The 21,785-nt window shown below is 37.1% G+C and carries 23 protein-coding genes; 5 read left to right on the top strand and 18 right to left on the bottom strand.

From position 1 onward, the window contains the following. The first annotated feature begins 545 nt into the window (after positions 1 to 545). Together IGL56_RS00380 and IGL56_RS00375 are read left to right on the top strand one after the other, a co-directional pair. The gene (locus IGL56_RS00380) at positions 546 to 2,033 is read left to right on the top strand and encodes a helix-turn-helix domain-containing protein (protein WP_065813935.1); all 1,488 of its coding nucleotides are present in this window, start codon (positions 546 to 548) and stop codon (positions 2,031 to 2,033) included. Further along, positions 2,027 to 3,511 (top strand): helix-turn-helix domain-containing protein, encoded by a 1,485-nt coding sequence (locus IGL56_RS00375; RefSeq protein ID WP_002356103.1) that lies wholly within the window; start codon positions 2,027 to 2,029, stop codon positions 3,509 to 3,511. The genes IGL56_RS00380 and IGL56_RS00375 overlap by 7 nt, the downstream gene beginning before the upstream one ends. 155 nt (positions 3,512 to 3,666) lie before the next feature. On the opposite strand, the gene IGL56_RS00370 is transcribed toward IGL56_RS00375, so the two are convergent. The 12 genes from IGL56_RS00370 to IGL56_RS00315 all read right to left on the bottom strand — a co-directional run bounded on the left by IGL56_RS00370 (position 3,667) and on the right by IGL56_RS00315 (position 11,146). Further along, positions 3,667 to 3,846 carry a hypothetical protein gene (locus IGL56_RS00370; RefSeq protein ID WP_002381345.1) on the bottom strand — a complete coding sequence of 60 codons (180 nt, stop codon included), beginning with the start codon at positions 3,844 to 3,846 and terminating at the stop codon, positions 3,667 to 3,669. 20 nt (positions 3,847 to 3,866) lie between these two features. After that, positions 3,867 to 5,102, bottom strand: coding sequence for an MFS transporter (locus IGL56_RS00365; protein ID WP_002356101.1), 1,236 nt, complete (start codon positions 5,100 to 5,102; stop codon positions 3,867 to 3,869). Positions 5,103 to 5,398: 296 nt separating this feature from the next. Then, entirely contained in the window at positions 5,399 to 5,665 is a 267-nt protein-coding gene (locus tag IGL56_RS00360; protein WP_002356100.1) for a hypothetical protein, read from the bottom strand. A 9-nt stretch (positions 5,666 to 5,674) separates the two neighbouring features. Then, positions 5,675 to 5,980 (bottom strand): hypothetical protein, encoded by a 306-nt coding sequence (locus IGL56_RS00355; protein ID WP_002356099.1) that lies wholly within the window; start codon positions 5,978 to 5,980, stop codon positions 5,675 to 5,677. After that, a complete protein-coding gene (locus tag IGL56_RS00350; RefSeq protein ID WP_002356098.1) occupies positions 5,977 to 7,374 on the bottom strand; it encodes a DUF2974 domain-containing protein in 1,398 nt (465 codons plus the stop codon). Before IGL56_RS00350 ends, IGL56_RS00355 begins: the two co-directional genes overlap by 4 nt. Then, entirely contained in the window at positions 7,374 to 7,889 is a 516-nt protein-coding gene (locus IGL56_RS00345; RefSeq protein ID WP_024797154.1) for a hypothetical protein, read from the bottom strand. Before IGL56_RS00345 ends, IGL56_RS00350 begins: the two co-directional genes overlap by 1 nt. Before the next feature lie 164 nt (positions 7,890 to 8,053). Then, positions 8,054 to 8,296 carry a GlsB/YeaQ/YmgE family stress response membrane protein gene (locus IGL56_RS00340; RefSeq protein ID WP_002356092.1) on the bottom strand — a complete coding sequence of 81 codons (243 nt, stop codon included), beginning with the start codon at positions 8,294 to 8,296 and terminating at the stop codon, positions 8,054 to 8,056. Between the two features lie 23 nt (positions 8,297 to 8,319). Next, positions 8,320 to 8,880: an Asp23/Gls24 family envelope stress response protein gene (locus tag IGL56_RS00335; protein ID WP_002356090.1), complete on the bottom strand. Its 561-nt coding sequence runs from the start codon at positions 8,878 to 8,880 to the stop codon at positions 8,320 to 8,322. A 58-nt stretch (positions 8,881 to 8,938) separates the two neighbouring features. Beyond that, positions 8,939 to 9,451, bottom strand: a complete 513-nt coding sequence (locus IGL56_RS00330) for an Asp23/Gls24 family envelope stress response protein (protein ID WP_002383483.1) — start codon at positions 9,449 to 9,451, stop codon at positions 8,939 to 8,941. Positions 9,452 to 9,463: 12 nt separating this feature from the next. Next, positions 9,464 to 9,655: a DUF2273 domain-containing protein gene (locus IGL56_RS00325; protein ID WP_002356087.1), complete on the bottom strand. Its 192-nt coding sequence runs from the start codon at positions 9,653 to 9,655 to the stop codon at positions 9,464 to 9,466. A gap of 12 nt (positions 9,656 to 9,667) precedes the next feature. Continuing rightward, entirely contained in the window at positions 9,668 to 10,240 is a 573-nt protein-coding gene (gene amaP, locus IGL56_RS00320) for an alkaline shock response membrane anchor protein AmaP (RefSeq protein ID WP_002381343.1), read from the bottom strand. Positions 10,241 to 10,252: 12 nt separating this feature from the next. After that, a complete protein-coding gene (locus IGL56_RS00315) occupies positions 10,253 to 11,146 on the bottom strand; it encodes an SDR family oxidoreductase (RefSeq protein WP_002356084.1) in 894 nt (297 codons plus the stop codon). A gap of 273 nt (positions 11,147 to 11,419) precedes the next feature. On the opposite strand from IGL56_RS00315, the gene IGL56_RS00310 reads away from it, so the two are divergent. Further along, positions 11,420 to 12,073, top strand: a complete 654-nt coding sequence (locus IGL56_RS00310) for a Crp/Fnr family transcriptional regulator (RefSeq protein WP_002356081.1) — start codon at positions 11,420 to 11,422, stop codon at positions 12,071 to 12,073. Between the two features lie 42 nt (positions 12,074 to 12,115). Here IGL56_RS00310 and IGL56_RS00305 read toward each other — a convergent pair whose 3' ends face one another. The 5 genes from IGL56_RS00305 to ruvA form a co-directional block, all read right to left on the bottom strand. After that, positions 12,116 to 13,033: a helix-turn-helix domain-containing protein gene (locus IGL56_RS00305; RefSeq protein ID WP_002356079.1), complete on the bottom strand. Its 918-nt coding sequence runs from the start codon at positions 13,031 to 13,033 to the stop codon at positions 12,116 to 12,118. 546 nt (positions 13,034 to 13,579) lie between these two features. Then, complete coding sequence (gene ygjK / locus IGL56_RS00300; RefSeq protein WP_002381341.1) at positions 13,580 to 15,919, bottom strand: alpha-glucosidase; 2,340 nt, start codon at positions 15,917 to 15,919, stop codon at positions 13,580 to 13,582. Between the two features lie 177 nt (positions 15,920 to 16,096). Continuing rightward, positions 16,097 to 16,795, bottom strand: coding sequence for an N-acetylmannosamine-6-phosphate 2-epimerase (locus tag IGL56_RS00295; RefSeq protein WP_002370615.1), 699 nt, complete (start codon positions 16,793 to 16,795; stop codon positions 16,097 to 16,099). A gap of 141 nt (positions 16,796 to 16,936) precedes the next feature. Then, on the bottom strand, positions 16,937 to 17,953 hold the full coding sequence (gene ruvB, locus IGL56_RS00290) for a Holliday junction branch migration DNA helicase RuvB (RefSeq protein WP_002381340.1): 1,017 nt from the start codon (positions 17,951 to 17,953) through the stop codon (positions 16,937 to 16,939). 12 nt (positions 17,954 to 17,965) lie between these two features. Then, the gene (ruvA, locus tag IGL56_RS00285; RefSeq protein WP_002356072.1) at positions 17,966 to 18,580 is read right to left on the bottom strand and encodes a Holliday junction branch migration protein RuvA; all 615 of its coding nucleotides are present in this window, start codon (positions 18,578 to 18,580) and stop codon (positions 17,966 to 17,968) included. Positions 18,581 to 18,798: 218 nt separating this feature from the next. Between ruvA and IGL56_RS00280 the strand changes: the two genes are divergently transcribed. After that, positions 18,799 to 19,785: an LLM class flavin-dependent oxidoreductase gene (locus IGL56_RS00280; RefSeq protein ID WP_002356071.1), complete on the top strand. Its 987-nt coding sequence runs from the start codon at positions 18,799 to 18,801 to the stop codon at positions 19,783 to 19,785. A 14-nt stretch (positions 19,786 to 19,799) separates the two neighbouring features. Next, positions 19,800 to 20,024 (top strand): DUF896 domain-containing protein, encoded by a 225-nt coding sequence (locus tag IGL56_RS00275; protein WP_002356070.1) that lies wholly within the window; start codon positions 19,800 to 19,802, stop codon positions 20,022 to 20,024. Between the two features lie 46 nt (positions 20,025 to 20,070). Here IGL56_RS00275 and IGL56_RS00270 read toward each other — a convergent pair whose 3' ends face one another. Then, the gene (locus IGL56_RS00270; protein WP_002356069.1) at positions 20,071 to 21,750 is read right to left on the bottom strand and encodes a peptide ABC transporter substrate-binding protein; all 1,680 of its coding nucleotides are present in this window, start codon (positions 21,748 to 21,750) and stop codon (positions 20,071 to 20,073) included. Between the last annotated feature and the right edge of the window lie 35 nt (positions 21,751 to 21,785).

Here is a 21,785-nt window from a genome sequence, read left to right as displayed (position 1 = left end):
CTTCGAATGCGGATTCATTTTCTGCTTTTTCCTATAGACTCTTCTATAAGAATAAGAAGAGTATAACGAGATTTTTCAGCGAAAATTATCAACAACTTCTCCTCCAAATAGAAAAAGTTGATGAAATCCCAGAAACCCTTTTCATCTTTATGAAAACACGTCCTTATCCTTTCTTATTTTTACTATTCCTTCTTCCACTATACCGTTTTTTTTAATTTTTTTCATAAGAACTAACCAGACAAAAAAGCCTATTTGTATAAGCTATTTAAGCTAAAAAATCAATAGACTCAAATTATCATTTTTGTTATTTAAATGTTTTATATAAACTGGTTGTTTTTCTTAATAATTTTTTGCTCTATCATTTTTTGTCCATGTTTTCTTCCATTTGACACATTCAGTTCTTCTTGATTTTTAAGAATAGATACAGTAGCATAAGAACAACTAGTTCTTTCACTGGCAATTGTCAAATGTCATTTAGAAAAGAATGCCCTATCTGTATTATCTGAAAAATCAAACAATCATAACCAATTAGAAAGGTGGTTATTATGTATAACTTATTAACCAAACAGGAAATTCAGTTACTTTCCCTAATTGAATACTTGTATGACAGTAAAGAAAAAGTCCCCATGCAAGTACTCCGACGAAAATATGAATTTTCCCATTACAATATCAACAATTTATTGAATCAATTAACTTTGTTAATTTCTCGAGTCAATACACATGAAAATGTACATATTCGCATCATTAATAATCAACAGTCCATAGAATTAGTTGCCGATGAAAATATCCCGATTGAGTTAATGAAAGAAGCCGTAGTTCGCGGGTCATTAACCTATATGTTAGCCCTGGATTTACTTTTAAAACGCTACACTTCAGCCAAAGATTTTTGTGAAGAGCACTTTATTAACTTTTCTATTTTTAAACAAGTCAGTGACCGTTTAAATAATCATCTAGCTAGATTTAATTGTTATTTAAACTTAAAAAGACGAGAAAAAATTTGTGGTAACGAGAAAGATTTTCGCAGTTTCTTTTATTCCTTATTCTTCATTTCAGGAACTTCTCTAGTACCATTTCTATCTAAGACTAATCAAGCACAATTGCAGAACTTCATTGAAATCATCAAAAACCGTTACCCTTACTTTACATATACTGATTTACGCAAATTAAAATTAATTATGTCCATAGGTTTACTCCGTTATCAATCCGGTTTTACAATCACCAATTATCCAGAAGTTGCTGCTATTAATTTGGCCTTTCCTTATTCAGAATTCCAATTATTAGTGAATGATTGTTTTATTGATGAACAAAAAGAACCTGACACTTGGCAAGCTGAGATTCATTTTTATTATGATTTCTTCAGCACATTAACGATGTACTCTCTGGTCCAAATGGAAACCATCAACTTTGCCAACTTAGCGATCATGGGAATGGATAACAGTCCACACGCTACTTGGATTTTTGAAAAATGTACGCAATTACAGTTGGATCTAAGCGCAATAGAAGTGGTCTTTTTGTTGGTTAATTTATCCAATGCCAGTGAACGACTGATTCTTTTCCCTGTGGAAGAGGAATTGAGCTATGAGGTTGCTAATGTCTCTTTGTATGAAAAACAATACCCAAATGTTTCACGAACAACCAACTATTTCTTAAAGCGTTTGCCTTTTGACAAACAACATCCACTAGATGCGTTATTTAAAGAAACCATTTTTTTAATTATTCGGAGTGTTTTATTAAATAAACAAATTCCTGTTAAAATTTTACTTCATTCATCTATTAATCAGATACAAGAAAATTGGTTAGCGAAGGAAATCAATAATTATTGCGATGTTCCTTTGAAATTTGTTAATCATATTCAAGAAGTGCCTGACTTAGTCATTACTGACAAAAATAATCCGCTTTTTCACGCCAGCAAAACCTTTTATTGGCATCCCGTTCCTTATTTAGACGAATACTATAACCTAAAACAAGTAGTTCGCAAAATTTATTTTGCCAAATTACGTGGGGAAAACAGTTTGGAGGGAATCGGATGTTAACAGGATTACTTGATGTACCTTATCGTAAAAGTTTTGCTCTTTTAGAAGAGTTACTCGAACGTCGTGAAGCAGAAGAACAAACATTGGCGATTTCTACTTTAGCGACTCAATTAAAAATGCAACAAAATACCATTCTACAATCTGTAGCTTTGCTCCAAACAGAAATTGAAAAAAACGGCTGGGAGAACTTATTTTCTTTATCAGCAAATGCCAAAGAAATCACATTTTGGTTTGCACCCTATTTCCAACTGTCGTTTTTGATGCCCTACTTTGTCAAAAAAAGTTTCGCGTATCAAGTACTGACCTATGCCTTTAACCATAATGCAATTGATAGCAAACATTTTGAAAAAGTCCTAGAAATTTCTTCATCAACCTTTACGCGAAAAATTGGACAATTAAACCAATGGCTCCAAAAATATCAGATTGAAATCAATTTAAAACGTACCAATGTGTTGGTGGGCAAAGAAAAAGATATCCGGATTTTCTTTATGATGCTTTTTTGGAACAATTACTCTGAAGGCGATTGGCCGTTGCACACGATTACTAAAAAAGAAGTCCATAGTCTCTTTCGACGTTTAAAACACTCTGTTTCTTTCAATACAACACAAGATTTTACAAAAGACTTAATTTTTTCTGCTGTGATTTTAGCGCGTTGGAAAGAGGGCTTTTTTATCAAAGAAACTTTCGTGGAGGAAGAAGCGATTGTTAATCCCTTTGTTAATCTGAGTGAATTTGAATTGTTTTTTAAAGAAGAAGCCTTACACCAAGTTCCAACAAAATTTATACAAAAAGAAGGCCTTTTTGCCTTTTTCTTATTGACGATTAGTGTCAGCTACGCCACACAAGATGTCTTGGAAATTCCTGCAGCACGCATGCATATGGTCCAGCTATTAGGCTCGCCCATTAAAGAGATCATTTATCAACTGACGTCTTTTTATCAAATTAAATTGACATTTCACGAGTATCTTTATCTATATACTTCTATCCAAAATTTAAGCGTCTTTTTTAAGACCTTTGTCACGATTGCCAATCCATTTGTGCAAGAAAGCTTTTTAAAAGAAGCACTTCAAAAAAACCCAAGTCTCTACAAAGATGTGAAGCGCCTTACAATTGAAATGCTTCCAACATTGATGGGCAATGAAAAATTGTTAGTTGACTGCTTATTCATTCTTTTTTGTACACTGAAAACGAAATCTTTACCACCGATTCGTGTCTTAGTAAGGACCAATCAAAGTAATTTAATTTTAGATACCCTTTATGAAAAGCTAAGTAAAGCCGTGGATAAAAAATTAATTTTTGTCGCTTCACCAGAAAAGCCTTTCGATGTAATTATTACAGATATCTTTTCAGAAGTTAGTGTCAAATCAACGGTTCCCACTTATTATGTTGATTTTTCTGCTAGCATTGGTGAACTAGCGCAAAACTTAGAAAATTTAAATACACAAATTGTCACCAAACAAAGTCCACGCCACTTTTAAAAGTTTTCACGTGAAACATTTTAAGTGATAAAAATTACAAAAAACGCCAAAAGGTAGCAGAAAAACTGCTGCCTTTTGGCGTTTTTTACGAAAATTTTCAATGTTCCACTCTAGTGATACCGAAACGTAGAACATTCATTTACTAACTACTCACTTTACATGACGTTGTTATTTTCTGTCACCAATTCTAGCTCTTGCAAGTAATGATCCAAAGTCGCGTGATGTTGATCGACATCGGCTAACTCTGTTTCAATTTTAGCTAAACGCGTGTTCATGCGTTGAATTTCCGTTAGTGTTTGTTGTAAAACGTTTAAAATCCGTTCATCGTTAGGCATTGAAATCACTCCTTGTCCATTTATAGTTCTGAGCCGTGTTCAATCTCTTCAATCGTTTCAAGAGACAAATCTTTGGCATCATTTTTAGCTTTGTGGAAGACCATATATAAAATGGTACAAACGATTGGGATACAGCCTGCTAAGAAGTACATTTGTTGGAATGACATAAAGTTACGTAATTCACCTAAAACGTACGGACCAACCCCTAATCCAAGGTCTAAACCGATGAAATAAGTCGATAAAGCAATCCCGATACGGTGAGGACTTGGGCTTTCTTGAAGACAAACCGCTTGGCCATTTGACATGAAAGTACCATAACCTAAGCCAATTAACCCACCTGAAACTAATAACATCCAACCAGACGTAGTCATACTTAATAAGAATAAGCCTAGTGTTAAGAAAATGTAGCTCGGATACATGACGTAGCGTTCACCCTTGACATCGAAAATCCGACCTGTCGATGGACGTGTTAAGGTAATCACGACCGCATAGACGATAAAGAAGAAGGTGCTGACGTCAACTAAATCGATTACTTTGACATAAGAAGATAAGAAAGATAAGACACTTGAATAAGCAAGACCCATTAAAAAGGCGATAAATGTAATAAATAAAACTTTCTTTTCAACAAAACTATCAAAATTCCATTTAGATAAAGCTTCACGATGTTCAGGTGTTAACTCAATATTTTTCACTGGGAAAATGAAGCAAGCAATGGTTGTTAACAAAATTAAAATAATTGAAAAGTTAATAATGACATGGAAGTTGGAAACATTTAACAATAACATCCCAATAAATGGCCCAATGCCGGCTGCTAAACTAGTACTCAAACCATAATAATTGATCCCTTCCCCTTTTTTGTTTTTAGGGATATAGGCGGTAACAATTGCGTTGGTCGCTGTCGAAACGGTTCCGTAACCAAACCCATTTAAAAAACGGACCAGATAAAGAATGCCCATACTTGGCATATACATATACGCAACAGTCGTTAAAAGATAAAACAAAGCCCCATAACGTAAGACTTGTTTGCGCCCAATCAGTTCAAGGAGTTTCCCCATGAAAAGTCGTGCAAGCAATGTCCCGATGATGTAAATTCCTGAGGCCAAACCCGCTTGACCTAAAGTAGCGTGTAAGCTATCTTGCGCAATCACCGCAATAATAACCATTAATAAATAATAAACAAGATAGACAATGAAATTAATCACTGTAATACTGATAAAGCCTTTATTCAAAAGCTTTGTTGGTGTTTGTTCTGTCATAATTCTTTGAATTCCTCTCTCTTTTGTTCTGTTTATTTTGTGTTGCTATTTTTCAATAAAAGACCGCTATCCCCTCACTTTGATGACTTATCAAAAAATTTTCTGAAATTCATTTGCAGTTATTACTATACGAGATATCCGTTACAAAAAAATGTAAATTTGTGAATGATAAACGTTATCTACAAATAACTTCAACAAATGTTGTTGATTTTTGTTGAAGAAAGAGTCCTCAACTATTCTCAAAATATCGAATGGTTGAGGACTCTTTCTTTTAATTAAAAATAAGTTCACATCTATTACAAACTGTCTATAGTTTGACTCTGTATGTCTAAGACATCGGTTACTTTTTTACCAAATTGTCCTTGGACCGACTTTTCTAAGCCAGTATTTGCATTTTCTATTGAGCGTTTGGCTTGTCCTAAAGCATTTTTTTCCCTTCGCTTGCTTTTCTGTACTTTTTTACTCTGTTGTTGTAACAGCGATAAACCGAGAGACTGCGCTGTTACTTTTTGCAGATTCTTTTGGTATTCTTTCCATAATTTCTCCAATAACTCCATGAACATCCTCCTTCGTTAACTTTCCCGCTGTGCATTTAATTTTCTATACTTTATTTCTAACTCTTCCCTCTGACGGTAAAGTTTTCTCTTAGCATGACTTACTTCTTCTGAAAAGTCATATTCTAATCGGCCAAGCGCTTGTCTCGCTTGTTGTAGTGGTTGCTGATTTTCGGCAATCATTCGAATAGCAGACTGAATGTTATAATAGGTTTCTTCAGCGAGTTGTTGGCTTTTTCTCTGATAAGAAGCTAAGAGCATTTCTTGCTCATCTAACTCCCGCAATTGTCTGCGGCATCTTTCTAGCTCATCGGCTGTCGTCATGTTAAGGCTCCTTTCAGTTGGTTCGCTAATTCTTGATCTCTCTGAACCAATTCATTTATTTTAGCGGTAATTTGTTGGGTTAATTGAACAAATGAAGTTCTAATACGATTGATTTTGCTGAATTTTTTCTGGAAATATTCCAGATCTTGGTCAACCATCGTTTGTTTCGTACATTGGACTTGATCCATCGCCTCTCTCATTTCTGCATACGAAAGTTCTGGTGTATGTCGTTGAATGAGTTGCAATCCGTTTTCCCAATCTTCTTGTAATTCTTGCATCACTTTTTTGTAAATATGTAGGCACTCTTCCATCGCTACATCAAATTGTGATGCGGCGACTTTAACAACCGCTAAGGCTTGACTATCTTCTAAATAAATCCGTTCATTACTAGATAATCCGCCACCGCTCGCCGTTAAAGAAACACGTAATTCATTCAACTGATTAAATTGTTTCAGTTGTTCTTGAAGCCATTTGTTTTCTTTTTTTAAACGGTTGATTTCTGCCAATGTCTCAGGATTCGTGCCGTCGTAAGTCTCCAGCCCACGGATTCTATTTTTATTTTCTAAAATCTGCTGCGCCAGAATGGTTTGCTCGATTGCAACCCCACCATGCCCATCTGAATAGACAGCAATATCGCCAAATTTATCAATATAATTACCGGCATCATCAATTTCAAACATATCCAAATCATGGCCGAACGTCTTTTTAACCCAGCCAACAATTACGCCACTATAATTATCAACTCCAAAACTATAAAAAGGAATTTTCCCTTGTCCACCTGTTACAAAACTGCTGGTGACCGCATCTGAAGTATCATAGAAATTAATAATTTGACCTTTGTAGTTTTTAATTTGTTCGTCTGTCAATCCTGAACCAGCCGCACCATACGTGATGGCATTGTAGCCTTTCAAAACCGCAACGTAAATTGCTTCGGCACCACCAAGAGAATGACCCGTCGTGTTAATTGTATAGCCAGCTTCAGGAGAATATTGGCGCTCAATCTGACTGGCATATGTTAAAGCAGATTGGAACGCTCCAGCTTGGTGTTTATCATTAAAACCAATTTCTCGAAAATTGGTTTTCCAATCTTGCCATGATTTGGTACCAGCGTAGACAATGGTGAGATTTTGGTTGATTACGGATTGGGGATAGCCTTTGATTTCTTTTAATTTACTATCCTTATATGACTTATATTCATCTTTGATTTCAGCCACTGTCATAGCTTGCATGCTGTTGCTTCTTAGTTCATGTTCGTATCCGAGAGTATCTTTATCAGTATCGATGGTATCGATTACAAGATACTTCGCCCCTTTGTATTTAATAACATTTCCTGAATTTGTTGTTTCTTTCTCCACTCCGTATACTATTTCAGAAAATTTCCGATAATTGTCCATTACTTTATCCCTCCTTCATAATAAATAATTTTATTCTTGGGTATTGTTACAGAAGTTGGCTGTTCTTTTTCTTCTAAAACATAATTATTTCTCGTATTTCCTGGATCCAAACTATAGCGAAATTTTCCTGTTTCTGCTGAGATAGTACTTAATGTTGTATTATCTTCATACACATCGTTAATAATAAATTCGACCTCTAAACCTTTCATTGGCCCTACTGCAAAACTGGTAAATTCTACTTTTTTAATATCGCTGTATTCTTTTAATTTATCTGATTTTTTTAGAAATTCTTCCGTAGTTAAACTACCTTCCCCTCTGTTGTATTCCTTATTTAGCTGTTCATCCTTTGCTTCATCTACTGTGTAAAGTCTGTAGTTATTATACAAATAGTTCGCTAAATCTGTTTGGATTTCGTGTAGTTTCGCTTTTTCTTGTTCGTCCATATACCATTTTCCTCCAATTCCTATGATTAAAATAATGAGTAGTCCGATTAACCATTGTTTCCTATGTTTCACTGATGCACCTCCTTTTTGCCACGCAACGACTTTTTAATTAAATTTTAACAAAACCACCTATCAAAGGAAAGTTATATTTAATCTAATTTTAATAAACTGGATAATATTAAAGAATATAAAAAAAGAGTTTGGACAATCGCCCAAACTCTTCTGAAAAATCTTCTCTATTTTCGTCCTAAAATCCATGAAACGATGGCAACTAAAATCACTGCCCCGATAATCGATGGCACAATAGCCATCCCAGCTAAGCTTGGTCCCCATGTGCCTAAAATGGCTTGACCAATTGTTGAACCAACTAACCCTGCAATGATATTGGCAATAATGCCCATTGATGATCCTTTTTTAGTAATTGCTCCAGCGATTGCCCCAATGACCCCGCCGACAATTAATGCCCAAATAAAGCCCATGATTGTTTCCTCCCTTTAACTGTTTATTCTACACGTGGTTCCATATTTTCTTTGACTTGTTCTGTTCCTTTATTCACAGCTTTTTTTGCTTTTTCTGTTTGTTCAGAAGCAAATTCACCGGTACTTTTGGCAGCGCCTGTGACTTTATCTTGAACCGTTTCGCTATCTTCTTCGTATTCTTCTTTTGATTTGATATCGACTACGTTAACATTCACTTCAATCACATCTAAGTGGGTCATTTTTTTCACTTCACGGCTGATTAATTCTTTCATTTTTTCGTAAATGTCTTGAATATCTTTGCCGTATTCTACTACGATATCCATATCAACAGCGACTTGTTTTTTACCAACTTCGGTATCAATACCCGCTGTGACGTTATCTGTGTTTACTAATTTTTCAGCAATATTTGAGAAAAAGCCGCCATCGACTGTTAATAGACCATCGACATTTTCTAAGGCTAAACCGATAATTTTTTGAACGACTTTATCTTCAAATGTTAATTCACCTTTGATTGCATGATCTTCTGGTGTGTGTGGTCCGTTTCCTGCTGGTTTTGGTACATTATTGAATTTTTCGTTACTCATGGTTCATTCCTCCTAGTTTCTTCTATTATTGCTTTATTTTTAATAAAATAATAACCAATTATTGAACACGAGGTGCCGTGTTTTCTTTGACTTTTGTCTTGCCTTTAGTTACCGCATGTTTGGCTTTGTTGGTTTGTTTTGACATAAAACTACCTGTCGCTTCAGCGGCGTTGCCAAGTTTATCTTGGACCGTTTCACTTTCTTCTTGGTACTCTGCTTGTGTTTTGATATCTACTACGTTGACATTGACTTCGATTACTTCCAAGTGAGTCATTTGTTGGACTTCACGAGTAATAACCTCTTTCATTTGATCATAAATGGTCTCGATATCTTTCCCATATTCGGCTACAATGTCCATATCCACTGCGACTTGTTTTTTGCCGACCTCGGTGTGAATGCCTGTTGTAACATCTTCACTATTAATCATTTTATCTCGTAAATTCGAGAAAAAACCACCGTCCACAGTTAACAAACCGTCGACTTCTTCCAAAGCAATGCCAATAATTTTTTGGATTACTTTATCCTCAAACGTCAACTCACCTTTAACAATCGATACATTTGCATTTTCCATAGCCAAAACCTCCTATTTATGATGAAAATAATTTTTGACAATGCCTGTCTGTTCCAAATACAAACCTAGCCAAATACCTAGTCCTGTCAGGAGTACTACTAACAATGTTTTAAAGAAGCCGATTGACAGAAACAAGATTGCAAAAACCAAGCCGACTAGGCCACCAATTAACGGAACGGCATATTGTTTTATCCATTCAACCATTGTACATCCCTCCTACTCCACACGTGCTTGTGTCTGCTGTTGTTGTGGTCGTTTCATTGATTGAATATCTTCAAAATGAACATCAATCGTAATCTTGTGACCAGTTCCCACCAAACGAGCAAGCCGTTCTTCCATTGTTTTTGACCAAGCTTCTGTTTGTCCAATTAAATCTGCCGTTCGTTTCAGTGTGCCTTTGACATTGACCTTAATGCGCCGTTTTGTCGCCTTTACACGAATGGTTGGTGCTTCCAGAAAGTCACTGTCTTGCAAGCTAGAGCGTACAAATCCTTCGATGGCTTTACGGTGTAACACTAACTTTCCTTGCTCTTCTTTTAATTCAAACGTGCCTTTTCTTCTTGGGAATAAAAGAATGAATAAAAATAGAAAGAGCATAATTCCTAGTAAAACCAGCGCTACCCAAAAGATTGCTTGACGTGCGTACTCGTTGTCTTGCAAGAACCATTGGACATTATCTGGTGGTTGCCAAGCTGTATCGGCTGACCAAGTGGTGATGGCCACCGCGCCAAATAATGCCATTAAAATCAGTGAACCTAGAAGCAAAAGTATTTTAACAACTTTATTCACGGAACATCCCTCCTAAAGATTAATTGCTTCTCCACCAGTTACGCCATAAACTTGAGCCGTAACATAACTTGCATCATTGGACGCCAAGAAAACATAAACAGGGGCTAATTCAGCAGGCTGACCTGCACGTTCCAGTAAAGAATGTTGCCCAAATTCTGGCAACTCTTCAATTGGTTGTCCATGATCTAACTGTAACGGTGTCCAGATTGGTCCTGGAGCCACGCCATTTACCCGAATGCCTTTTGGTGCCAGTTGTTTTGCTAAACCAACGGTAAAGTTGGCAATTGATGCCTTCGTTGCTGCATAATCCAACAAATGCTCACTTGGATTAAAGGCTTGGACGGAAGTCGTTGTCACGATGCTACTTCCGGCAGGTAAGTGAGGCACTGCTGCTTTGACAATGCCAAACATCGCAATAATATTGACATGGAAAGTGTCTATCACTTGTTCCATTGGTAATTCTTCAATAGCGGCACAGGAAATTTGTTGGGCTGCATTTAAAACAAGGGTATCCAAGCCGCCTAATGCTTCATGAGCTTGTGCAACCAATTTTTCAGGTGCCTGTTTATCTCTTAAATCTGCTGGCAAAAGAACGACTTTTCGGCCAGCTTCTCGTATATAGTGCGCCACTTCTTCGGCGTCTTTTTCTTCACCTGGGAAAAAATGTAAGGCGATATCTGCGCCTTCACGAGCAAAAGCAATCGCCGCCGCTCGTCCAATCCCAGAATCACCGCCTGTAATTAATACCCGACGATTTTCTAATTTGTGATTTCCGACATAGCTGTCTTCCCCACAATCTGGTTTAGGGACCATTTTGTCCTGTAATGCGGGAGTTTCTTGATCTTGTTGCGGAAATCCATCACTATAAAATAACTTTCTTGGGTCTTTTAAGTTTGGTTCTGTCATTAAATCTCCTCCCTTTCTACTATTACCTTAATACAATTTTTTCTTTTTGAAAAATATTTGAGCACATAAAATAAAAAAAATATTTTTAATACTCATTAAGCGAAATTTTTGGCAAAATTATCTAAAAGCTGATTTTATTTTTCAAAATAGCGTTTAATTGACCTTTTTTATCAACATTTGTTATTGACATATGATGTCCAATTCGCTTAAATAAGAAAGAAGCCCAACAGGCAAAAACAAAAATATTTAGAGATAATTGAGGAGTTACCGCCAATGAGAAATGTTTTACAAGACTACTTAGATGAACATTCCTTTCGAGTCGTTGTAAAAAAGAAGAAAAATTATTTAACTTATGAAGGACTGCAAGATCGTTATGCCTATATTTTAAAAAGTGGCATCATCAAAACTAGCGTTATTTCCAAAGACGGTCGTGAATTTAATTTACGTTATATCAACAATTTGGAAATTGTTTCATTGCTACGTGATGAATATTCAGAATTTATTGATGCACCTTTTAATATTCGCATCGAATCTCCACAAGCAGAACTTTACCAAATCGACCGTGTTCAATTTTGGCGGGATATCAATAATAGTAAAGACTTGCAAATGTATGTCAAAGAATACTATCGGGACCGTTTAATGCATTCCATGAAAAAGATGCAGCAAATGTTGATGAATGGCAAATTTGGGGCCGTTTGTACACAAATCTATGAAATGTACGATTCATTTGGCGTAGAAACAGAGGAAGGTATTTTAATTGATTTCGTGGTGACCAATGAAGAAATTGCACATTTTTGTGGGATAACTTCTGCTAGTAGCGTTAACCGGATGATGCAGCAACTAAAAGAGTTAGGGGCAATTGAACTACGTAACCGCAAAATTTTGATTAAAGATTTAGATATGATTAGAGATAACATTATTGTTTAACATCAGCACCCCCCGCAAGTTTGACCTTGCGGGGGGTGCTTTTTATTTTTCAGTGACAATATTCAATGGAAACTGACCTTTTTCTAAATTAAATGTCCGACCAGCCGTCAGCTGAAGCATTTCTTTTTTCATGCCTTCCGCCAAACGTACATCGCCAAAGCTTTCAATCATATCAATAACGGCGATTACTTCTTTATAATATCTCATTTTGCCAGTGTACAGATAATACGTAAGGTTTTTTAAGTAACGTAAGTTAAAATGAATATAGTAGATCTCAGCAGGAATCGTGGTAACACTCACTAGCGCTAAATATTCCCGAGCTTTCGCATAATTTTTCTTATAAAGTTCCCCAGTAATGATATTTAGGTAAAAACCATAGGCGACATTTAATGTTTGGGTATCACGTAATTCAGCATCTTTGACAGGAAACATCTGCTCAAGAATCTGAAGGACTTCATTTTCAGAAAACAAGGCGGCAGGATTAGTCACCATTTGATAATCGTAGTATGTATAGTAGCTTTTGCTAGAGATAAGCGCGAGAATTACCATTCGATCGGTTTCATCAAATTCTGGAATTTCCTCCCAATCATTACTAAACGTTAATTTAATATCTGTATAAATAGACATTTCCAACGCATTTTTATGAGGATTGCGCTCTAATTGATAAAAATAATGAATGAGATTCTTTTTTTCACTTGTATTGTTCAACCCCAGTTGACAACACTCAATTTGATGTTTGACTTCTGAAGAAGCCATGATTCTCGTATCAGATACCATAAAAAAAAATTCATTAAAAGTAATCCCCAATGACTGTAATGCCGTCATTAAATCCTCGTAACTTAGCTTGGCTTCACCAATTTCGATTCTTCGATAGGTTTGTTTCCCCTTTTTTGGCAAAACATCTTTCTGAGCAATTTTTTTCTTTTTTCTAAAATATTTTAGAGCACCTAGCACATCCATAATATCCCCCTTTTATAATAAAAATAATATTAAATATTATTTTTTTATTAACTTAAAGATCCAACAATACCTGTACAAATTAAACAAAATCAGCGAAAACATTAATAAATATTTCAAAATATTCTTTTTTATTATTTCCGTAATTATAATATCGTAATATTTTGATAATCATAAAAACTTATATACTTAACTTCCCTTGAAAAAACCAAAAGAAATGTTCTATAATAGAAGTCAATATAGCTAACAGAGAAGGAGGTTTTGCATATGTTTGGTTTTGATATCAGCTTATTCCTTATTACACTATTCCGTTAAACCCACTCTTCATTAACCATTGTACAATCAATTTCGTTGAATATCTATTTCATTTTTATTAAATAACATTTTTAATAAAAGTACATATCGTTTATTTTTAGATGTTTTATTTAATTATATGGAATATATTTATTTAAACAAATAAATTACATTTAATTAAATCAGAGGGAAACAGATTGTAGCAAGTGAAGAAAAAAATAGCTCTTGAGAGATATTTTCTCAAGAGCTGTTTTTCTATTTTATTTCAAAAGCGGTTTGCGTTGTGGGATTATTACTTAATAAGGTGTTTTTATACAATAAATAGTACGCTGCTGCTGACCAACTAAAGTTTTTCGTACTTAGGCCCTTCCCTGTTAGTGGATCATAATTTTCATGAATAGGTCCTTCTCCCATCAATCCTTCGGCATGTAAGAAGAGTTTTTGTGTCATTTCTTTCGCTTCTTTTGTATAGTCATAGTTTTGAAGAGCTTCTACACCAAACAAGGCTTGATCAAGCCAAACTGGTCCCCGCCAATATTTCGTTGCAGCAAATTTTTCATTGTCTTTGGATGCTGTTGGGAATGGCATAAAGGTATTGAACATTTCTTGATTCATCATGTTTTTCTTAACTGCCGCCGCCTGTTCTTTGGTCGCTACTTTTGCCCAGAGCGGCAACCAGCCTTCTGTTCCTTTGCCACGATTGACTAACAATTTTGTTTTCGAGCCGTCTTCATTTATTTGTAAGTCATAGAAGAATCCTGTTTTTTCATCAAACATATTTTCTTGAATATATTTTTTTAGTTTCTTCGCTTCTTTTTGATAGTTCTTATAGTCCTCTTTTTTGCCTAGTTCTTCTGCTATCGAAGCTAAATAGCCCTTTTCAGCGTAGAGATACGCATTCAAATCCACTGATTCTTGATTAATCGAATACCCCACTACTTTTCCTTTATTTTTATTTTCAAAAACTTTAACTCCCACGTCGCCTTTGCCCACACCTTCTTTGTCAAACCGTGTAGCGTTATCCATACCACTTTCCCAAGCGGCTGCTTCAATAACAGCATCATCATCCACTTTAGGTTGGCCATTTTTATCTTTAATGATTTGATCCTTGTCATCTTTTTGCCAGTGAGCATCACTGACCATGCTTCCATATTCTGCTATCCCATTTTTATTGTAGTCTCTGTTGGTATACCACCAATTATGATAAGCCACAAGTTTGGGATACATTTCTTTTAAAAATTCCTTATCTTTGGTTTCTTGATAAATATGCCAAACTGCCCATGCAGCCAATGGTGGTTTAGAATTTCGTTCATTCCAGTTGCCACCTTCACCACCACGCGCACTGTCTTGATTGTAAAAGACAGCATCAATGATCGCTCCTGCATCTTGTGGACGTACGGTATCATCTTTTTGAATTTGATAATCAAACAAGGCCCGCATATTATTTTTAGCTAACTCGGGATTAAAATCAGCCGTTGCTACATCCGCTTTCCACGAATCCCAAGCCCACATACCAATAAACCATTTATAAGACATGGACGGAACAATCCCGTCATGCTTAAAGGCACCTGCCGCACTTCGCCAATTGGTATTAATCGTTTCAATCGATTTGACTAGCGCATTTTGATATTCAGGAAATTCTGCTGTTTTCTTTTGATCAAACGTTTTATCTAGATATCCTTGCCATCTTTGCTTGTTCTCTTTGAAATAGCGCGCCGCATTTTTGGTATATTCGGGTGCTTGTTGTTGTTCCTTTGCCTCTTCTTCTTTTGTAAAAGTATAGCTTTCTGTCGTATAGGTGTTGTACGTTTGTTTAGGCTTCAATTCAATAGGTTCAGCGGTCGCTGTATAATTCCGATTATCAATTTTTGTTGAAACTTTATCCGCGTGATGAATCGTATATTTTGTGTCTTTCGTAGCAAAATAATTCCACGTTTCTCTGACTTCACCAAAATTCACTTGAATGTCATTGTCTTTAGCAGTTAAACGAGTGCCAATATCTAAGGTTTCCGTTCCCTCTTGAATTTTGTCAAAGACCGCACCTGTCCAGCTTGCTTCAAGTGACAAGGGCTCTTCACCAGTGTTTTCAAGTGTCGTTTGGATAAGCGCCGTTCGATTGCTGACAAAAATTAAAGCTAAATGAATCGTTAGATCGTCTAATTCATAGGTTTGCTCTAGGCGCCCAGGATAATAAGACAGGTCCATGCGGTTGCTTTGGCTTAAATCATAGGTTTCTCCCGTTTTTTTATTTTTGACCGTTAATTTGTTTAAACTTGCCGCCAAGTTTACTGGATATTCTTCCGCAATAATCAATGGCCCCGCAAAACCACCCAGTAGCTCTTTATTGCTTTTTTCAGGTAAATAGTAGCCATGCCATGCACCTAAATCAGAAAAATTATTAAAATAATTGGTATCGTATACGCCATTCGTCCGTTCGGTTGGTGATGCACTCACATCTAAAACATTTGCAAATTCATCAACTTTTGTTCTTTCAACACTTGCTTGCACTTCCCCGCTTAACGCAAAACAGCTGACTACGGTGATTCCTAACGCTAACCAAGTAGACACCCGTTTCTTTTTTGATAATCCCTTCATAAAACCCCTCCTATAAAATGATAGCGCTTTATACACTGATCTATTATCAGCAAGGACTATGCCAAGCGGAGTGTATCCCTTTTCATTATTGAAAGATTCAACTTTCTCTAGAAAAAAAGCGACCGTATCGAAGTGTATTGATCAAAAAATAACGAGTGTATCGATAGTGTATTTAGTTTATGCTTGATTCTGTTTTATTTTCGTAGCTTCCACAAATTTTTCAGTAATTTTTTGCGGTCGTGTAATAACAGATCCCACCACCACGCTATAAGCACCTAGCTCCAGGACACGTTGGACTTTTGCTGGCGTATCAATCATTCCTTCTGCAATGATTGGTGTAGTAAAATGCTTCTTTGCTTCTCTTAACAGTTCAAAATCATTTTGTTCAATCCGCTGATTTTCACTTTGCGGCGTATAGCCGACTAACGTTGTGCCAATATAATCAAAACCTAACTCCGCCGCTTCAATCATCTCTTCCAGTGTGGAACAATCCGCCATCCATTCTTGGTTAGGATACTTTTCTTTTATTCTTTTGAAAAATGTGGCTAACGTTTCGCCATTTGGTCGTTTCGAATGGGTTGCATCGAGAGCGATAATTTCTGGCTGAACAGCCATTAATTCATCTACCTCACGCATAGTTGCGGTAATATATACTTCTGCGTCAGGATAATCTCGTTTAATAATCCCAATGATTGGTAAATCAACCTCTTTCCGGATTGCTCGAATGTCTACCACAGAATTTGCTCGAATACCTTTAGCCCCTCCTTGTTTAGCGGCCAAAGCCATCTTGGACATGATAAAAGAACTATGCAACGGTTCGTCTGCCAACGCTTGGCAAGAAACAATTAATGCCCCTTTGATTTCTTTATTCAACATTGATCCCTCCAATTTAAAAGCGATTACAAACACAGTATACCTACAACAGCTGAAATATGCCACTCTTCTAAATAAGAACAAACGTTTCACGTGAAACAAAAGAAAGCAAGCGGTTAAGGCTTGCTTTCTTTTGACTTATTTTTAATTTTTACGACCCTCTAAATAATCATACCCAAAATGTGCATACGCAAATGGCGTTGCAATTCGTCCTCGCGGTGTTCGTTTAATGAAACCTTTTTGAATAAGATAGGGTTCATACATATCTTCCACCGTTTCGGTTTCTTCACCGATGTTTACAGACAAGGTACTTAAACCAACCGGACCGCCGCCGTATAAATCAATCATTGTTTTCAACAATTTTTGATCGACATAATCCAAGCCTTGATGGTCCACTTGCAGTAAGGTTAACGCTTTGTCTGCAATCGCTCGGTCGATTTTGCCATCTGATTGGACTTGTGCAAAATCACGGACACGTTTTAACAAACGATTAGCAATTCGGGGGGTTCCTCTTGAGCGGCGCGCAATTTCAAAGGCACCTTCCTCAAAAATCTCCGTTTGAAAAATATCCGCGGAACGGAGAACGATTTCTTTTAAATCCTGCTCTTGATAATACTCCATGTGAGAAATAATCCCAAAACGATCTCGTAATGGTGCTGAAAGCATCCCTGCCCGTGTGGTAGCGCCCACTAAAGTAAAAGGCGGTAACGGAAAATGAACGGGATGTGCCGTGGTTCCTTGACCGACCATGATATCAATGTAAAAATCTTCCATTGCGGAATACAGCATTTCTTCCACCACTCGCGGCAAACGATGAATTTCATCGATAAATAACACATCACCAGGCTCTAATTCGTTCAAAATAGCGACTAAATCTCCCGCCCGTTCGATGGCTGGTCCACTTGTGGTACGAATGTTCACATTCATTTCATTGGCGATGACCATCGCCATTGTCGTTTTCCCTAAACCTGGCGGACCATAAAGAAGGGTATGATCCAACGCTTCATTCCGATTTTTCGCCGCTTCAATATAAATCGTTAGTTCTTGTTTTACTTTGTCTTGACCAATATATTGTGCTAAAAATTGTGGACGTAACGATTTTTCAATTGAAGCTTCTGCTTCTTGACTTGCAGCTGAAAGCAACCGTTCTTCTTCTGTCATCGTTATTCCTCCTTAGCGTTTCATCATGAATTTTAACGCATTGCTTAAATAGACATCTGTCGTTGTCTCACCTAACGCTTCCAATTGCTTAGTGATACGCTTAATCTCTCGGTCACTGTAGCCTAGGGCACTTAATGCTTCTAACGCTTCTGCCAATGCTTGATTGCTTGTTGTCACCACTTCGGTTACGGTCATGGCCGCCACCGCTGCTTCGGAAGACTCTAATTCCCCTAATTTTCCTTTTAAATCTAAAATCATTTGTTGGGCTGTTTTCTTGCCAACACCTGGGAACTTCGTTAAATATGTAACATCTTCCCCTTCAATTGCATTGATTAAACCACCATGATCAGCCACAGAAGCCATGATAGCTAAACCACTTTTAGGGCCAATTCCAGAGACACTGATTAATTTTAAGAACAATTGTTTTTCTTCTAAACTGCCAAAACCAAATAATAGCTGTGCATCTTCCCGCACGACTTGGTGAAGATATAGTTTAATATCCGTATCCATTTTTCCTGAATAGCGATACGGGTTATCGACTGAAATCTGATAGCCAATGCCATTTGTTTCAACGACAATATAGTATGGGCTAACAAACGTTACTTTTCCAATAATATATTCGTACATGTTGTCACCTTTCCAATTGCTGATTGCGTACATATGTTCCATTTTAACACAAAGCATCAAAAAGCCATAGCGGAGAATTTTTTATCATCGACCTTGGCTACATCTATTTGTTACTTTTCGCTCACTAGGGAATTAAAAAGTGCGTACTGTTTTTTTTGACATGCTTGCGTAATAATAGCGGTAGCTTCAAAAAAATAACCAAAAAGGAGACTACATACATGAAATTAAGTATCTTAGATCAATTAACGGTTCCTAAAAATCAATCAGCAAGCGACACATTACAAGAAGCCAAAGAGCTCGCTCAATTAGCGGAAAAACTTGGTTACACAAGAATTTGGTATGCCGAACATCACGGTTCAGACGCCTTTGCCAGTGCAACGCCAGAAATTTTAGTTGCACATATTGCTAGTGCCACCGAAAAAATTCGTGTTGGCGCGGGTGGCATCATGACCATGCATTATGCGCCATTTAAAGTCGCAGAAACGTTTAAAACATTAGCAGCTTTATATCCTGATCGAATCGATTTAGGCATGGGCCGCTCGCCTGGCGGCAGCCCTTTGACTACGTTAGCGTTAAATAATGGTCAGCCACCACAGCTAGACCAATTTGATAAATTACCTGAAATTTTACTCTTTTTAAGAGAGGAATTTCCTGAAGATCATTTATATTCTAAAATTTCAGCTGTTCCGCGGGAAGTTCTATTACCACAACCCTGGTTACTAGGTGCTAGCAAAGAAAGCGCACGTTCAGCTGGTGAATATGGCATTAATTTTTCCTTTGCGCAGTTTATTCATGGACATTTGCCCAAAGAAGTATTGTCCGCATATTACAAGCATTTCCGACCAGTAACTGAACAACAAGAGCCGCAAGTGAGCGCTGCGTATTTCACTTTCGCCGCCGACACGAAAGAAGAAGCAGAATACCATGCGGCTAGTTTCGAGCATTATATCTTTGCCACCGAACATGGGCTTCCAAATAAATTTTTATCGCCAGAAGAAGCCCTAGCTTTCCCTTACAGTGAAATGGACAAACTGGTTTTAGAACAAAATAAACAACGCTTTGTCATTGGCAGTAGCCAAGAAGTTGCGGAGTTTTTCCACCAACAAGAAGAACTAGGGTTGACAGAAGCAATGCTAATCACCCCAGGTTATGACAAACAAACGCGCTTTCAATCGTTTGAACGCCTAGCAAAAGAATTATTATAGAAAGGAAATGAGAAATGTTAGAGGTTTTAAAAAGAATTAATACGCTTGCACAAAAAGAGCGTGAACAAGGTTTAACATCTGAAGAACAAGCTCTTCGTGTCGATTTGCGACAAGAATATTTGCGGACCATTCGTGAACAATTCAATAAAACATTAATGGGCGTCACTATTTATGATCCTACTGGTGAAGATGTAACCCCAGAAAAATTAAAAGAAGAACAGCAGAAATATTTTGATTAAAAGAGACACAGAACAGTCGATTTGACTATTCTGTGTCTCTTTTTAACTACTCTTCTGTCACATATGTCCACTTATAATCATATTGTGCGCCAGCACCATGGGCAACGACGCCTTTCACTTCTTTACTGCGTAGATGGGCAGTCGCCTTTTGATAAAGTGGTGCTAAAGCGGTCTCTTCACCAATCAATAACTTCTCAGCCTTAACCATGTCTTCCCAACGTTTTTCAGGATCTGAAGCATCTCTTGTAGCTGAAGCCTCAATCAACTCATCGTAGGCTTTACTTGAAAAACGCCCGCGATTATAGTTATTACCAGTAACAAAAAGATCTAAGAAACTACTGGGATCTGCGTAATCCGCAGCCCAACCACCTAAGATTGTCTCAAAATCGCCGCGACTACCTCGATCAATTCGAACTGAAAACGGCACTGGGCTCACTGTTACATCAATGCCCTCTAAAGTATCCTTTAACGTACCTTGAATATATTCCGCTAACTTTTTCGTAGAATCGACATCATCGGCAACAATATCCATTTTGAGTGTTGTTATGCCCAATTCTTTCTTCGCTTTTGCCCAATATTCTTTTGCTTTTTCTGGGCTATATTCAACAATTTTTTTATTTTCATCAGCAAAATCTGTGTCATCTGTCGGCGAATACGACATCCCTTCTGGAATTAAGCCGGTAGCGACTACTGAGCCGTCGCCTAAAATTTTATCTACTAATGCGTTGCGATCAATCGCTGCTGAAATTGCTTTGCGTAAATTCACATTATTATACGGTGAATTTTTATCTCGCTGATTAAATTCCAAATAGCTGGTTCGTGCTTCTTTTTCGATAACCAATTCTGGATCCTTCGCCATTTGCTGGGCCAATTCGCCGCTTAAAATAACATCGTCTGCCTGGCCATCTTGGAATAAGTTCAAGGCGGTTGGCGCCTCCTTGACAACATCAAAATTGATTTTATCTAATTTGACATTGTCTTTATCCCAATAGTTTTCATTTTTTTCCAAAGTCCAATTGGTATCTGAGCCAGCCCCTTCAAAGTTAGCTAAGACAAACGGACCATTATAGACTGCTTTTTCACTGGAAGCAGCGTAATCTTTGCCATATTTCTCTACGGTTGCTTGATGTTGCGGGAAAAATAGTGGAAAGGCCAGTAAATAATCAAAATATGGTGTTGGTTTTGCCAGTTTAATTTCTAGCTCGTAATCTCCGTTTGCTTTAATGCCTAATTCAGAGACTGGTTTCTTACCAGCTACAATGTCTGCACCGTTTTCAATCATTTCTAGAAAATAAGCATACTCAGCGCCAGTCTGAGGATCTGCTGTACGTTGCCAACTAAAAACATAATCGGCAGCTGTGACAGGATCACCATTGGACCATTTTGCTTCTTCTCTTAGTTTCACTGTGTACGTCAGACCATCATCACTGACTTGCACTTTTTCTTTAGCCCCTGCTGGTTGCGGCTTGCTTTTATCATCTAAACGATAAATTCCTTCATACGCATTATTCAGTGCCGTAAAACTAATTGTATCTGTTCCTAAAGATAAATCTGCAGAAGGCATTTCTTGTTGAACTACTACTTTAAATTCTTGTTTAGCGGCAGTTTTCTCTGATCCGCCCTTTGCTTTTTCGGCGCCAGCTCCCCCATCACCACCACAAGCAGCTAAAACTAACAGCGTTGTTAAACTTAACCCGATAAGTCCTTTTATACGTTTACTTTTCATGCCTTTCTCCCTTCACAGAAAAAACTCTTCATTTT

Origin of the sequence: Enterococcus sp. DIV1316a, from assembly GCF_050536915.1 — a bacterium.
Taxonomy (GTDB): domain Bacteria; phylum Bacillota; class Bacilli; order Lactobacillales; family Enterococcaceae; genus Enterococcus; species Enterococcus faecalis.
Note: the sequence above shows the minus strand (reverse complement) of the source record. Positions and strands in the feature narration are given on the sequence as shown.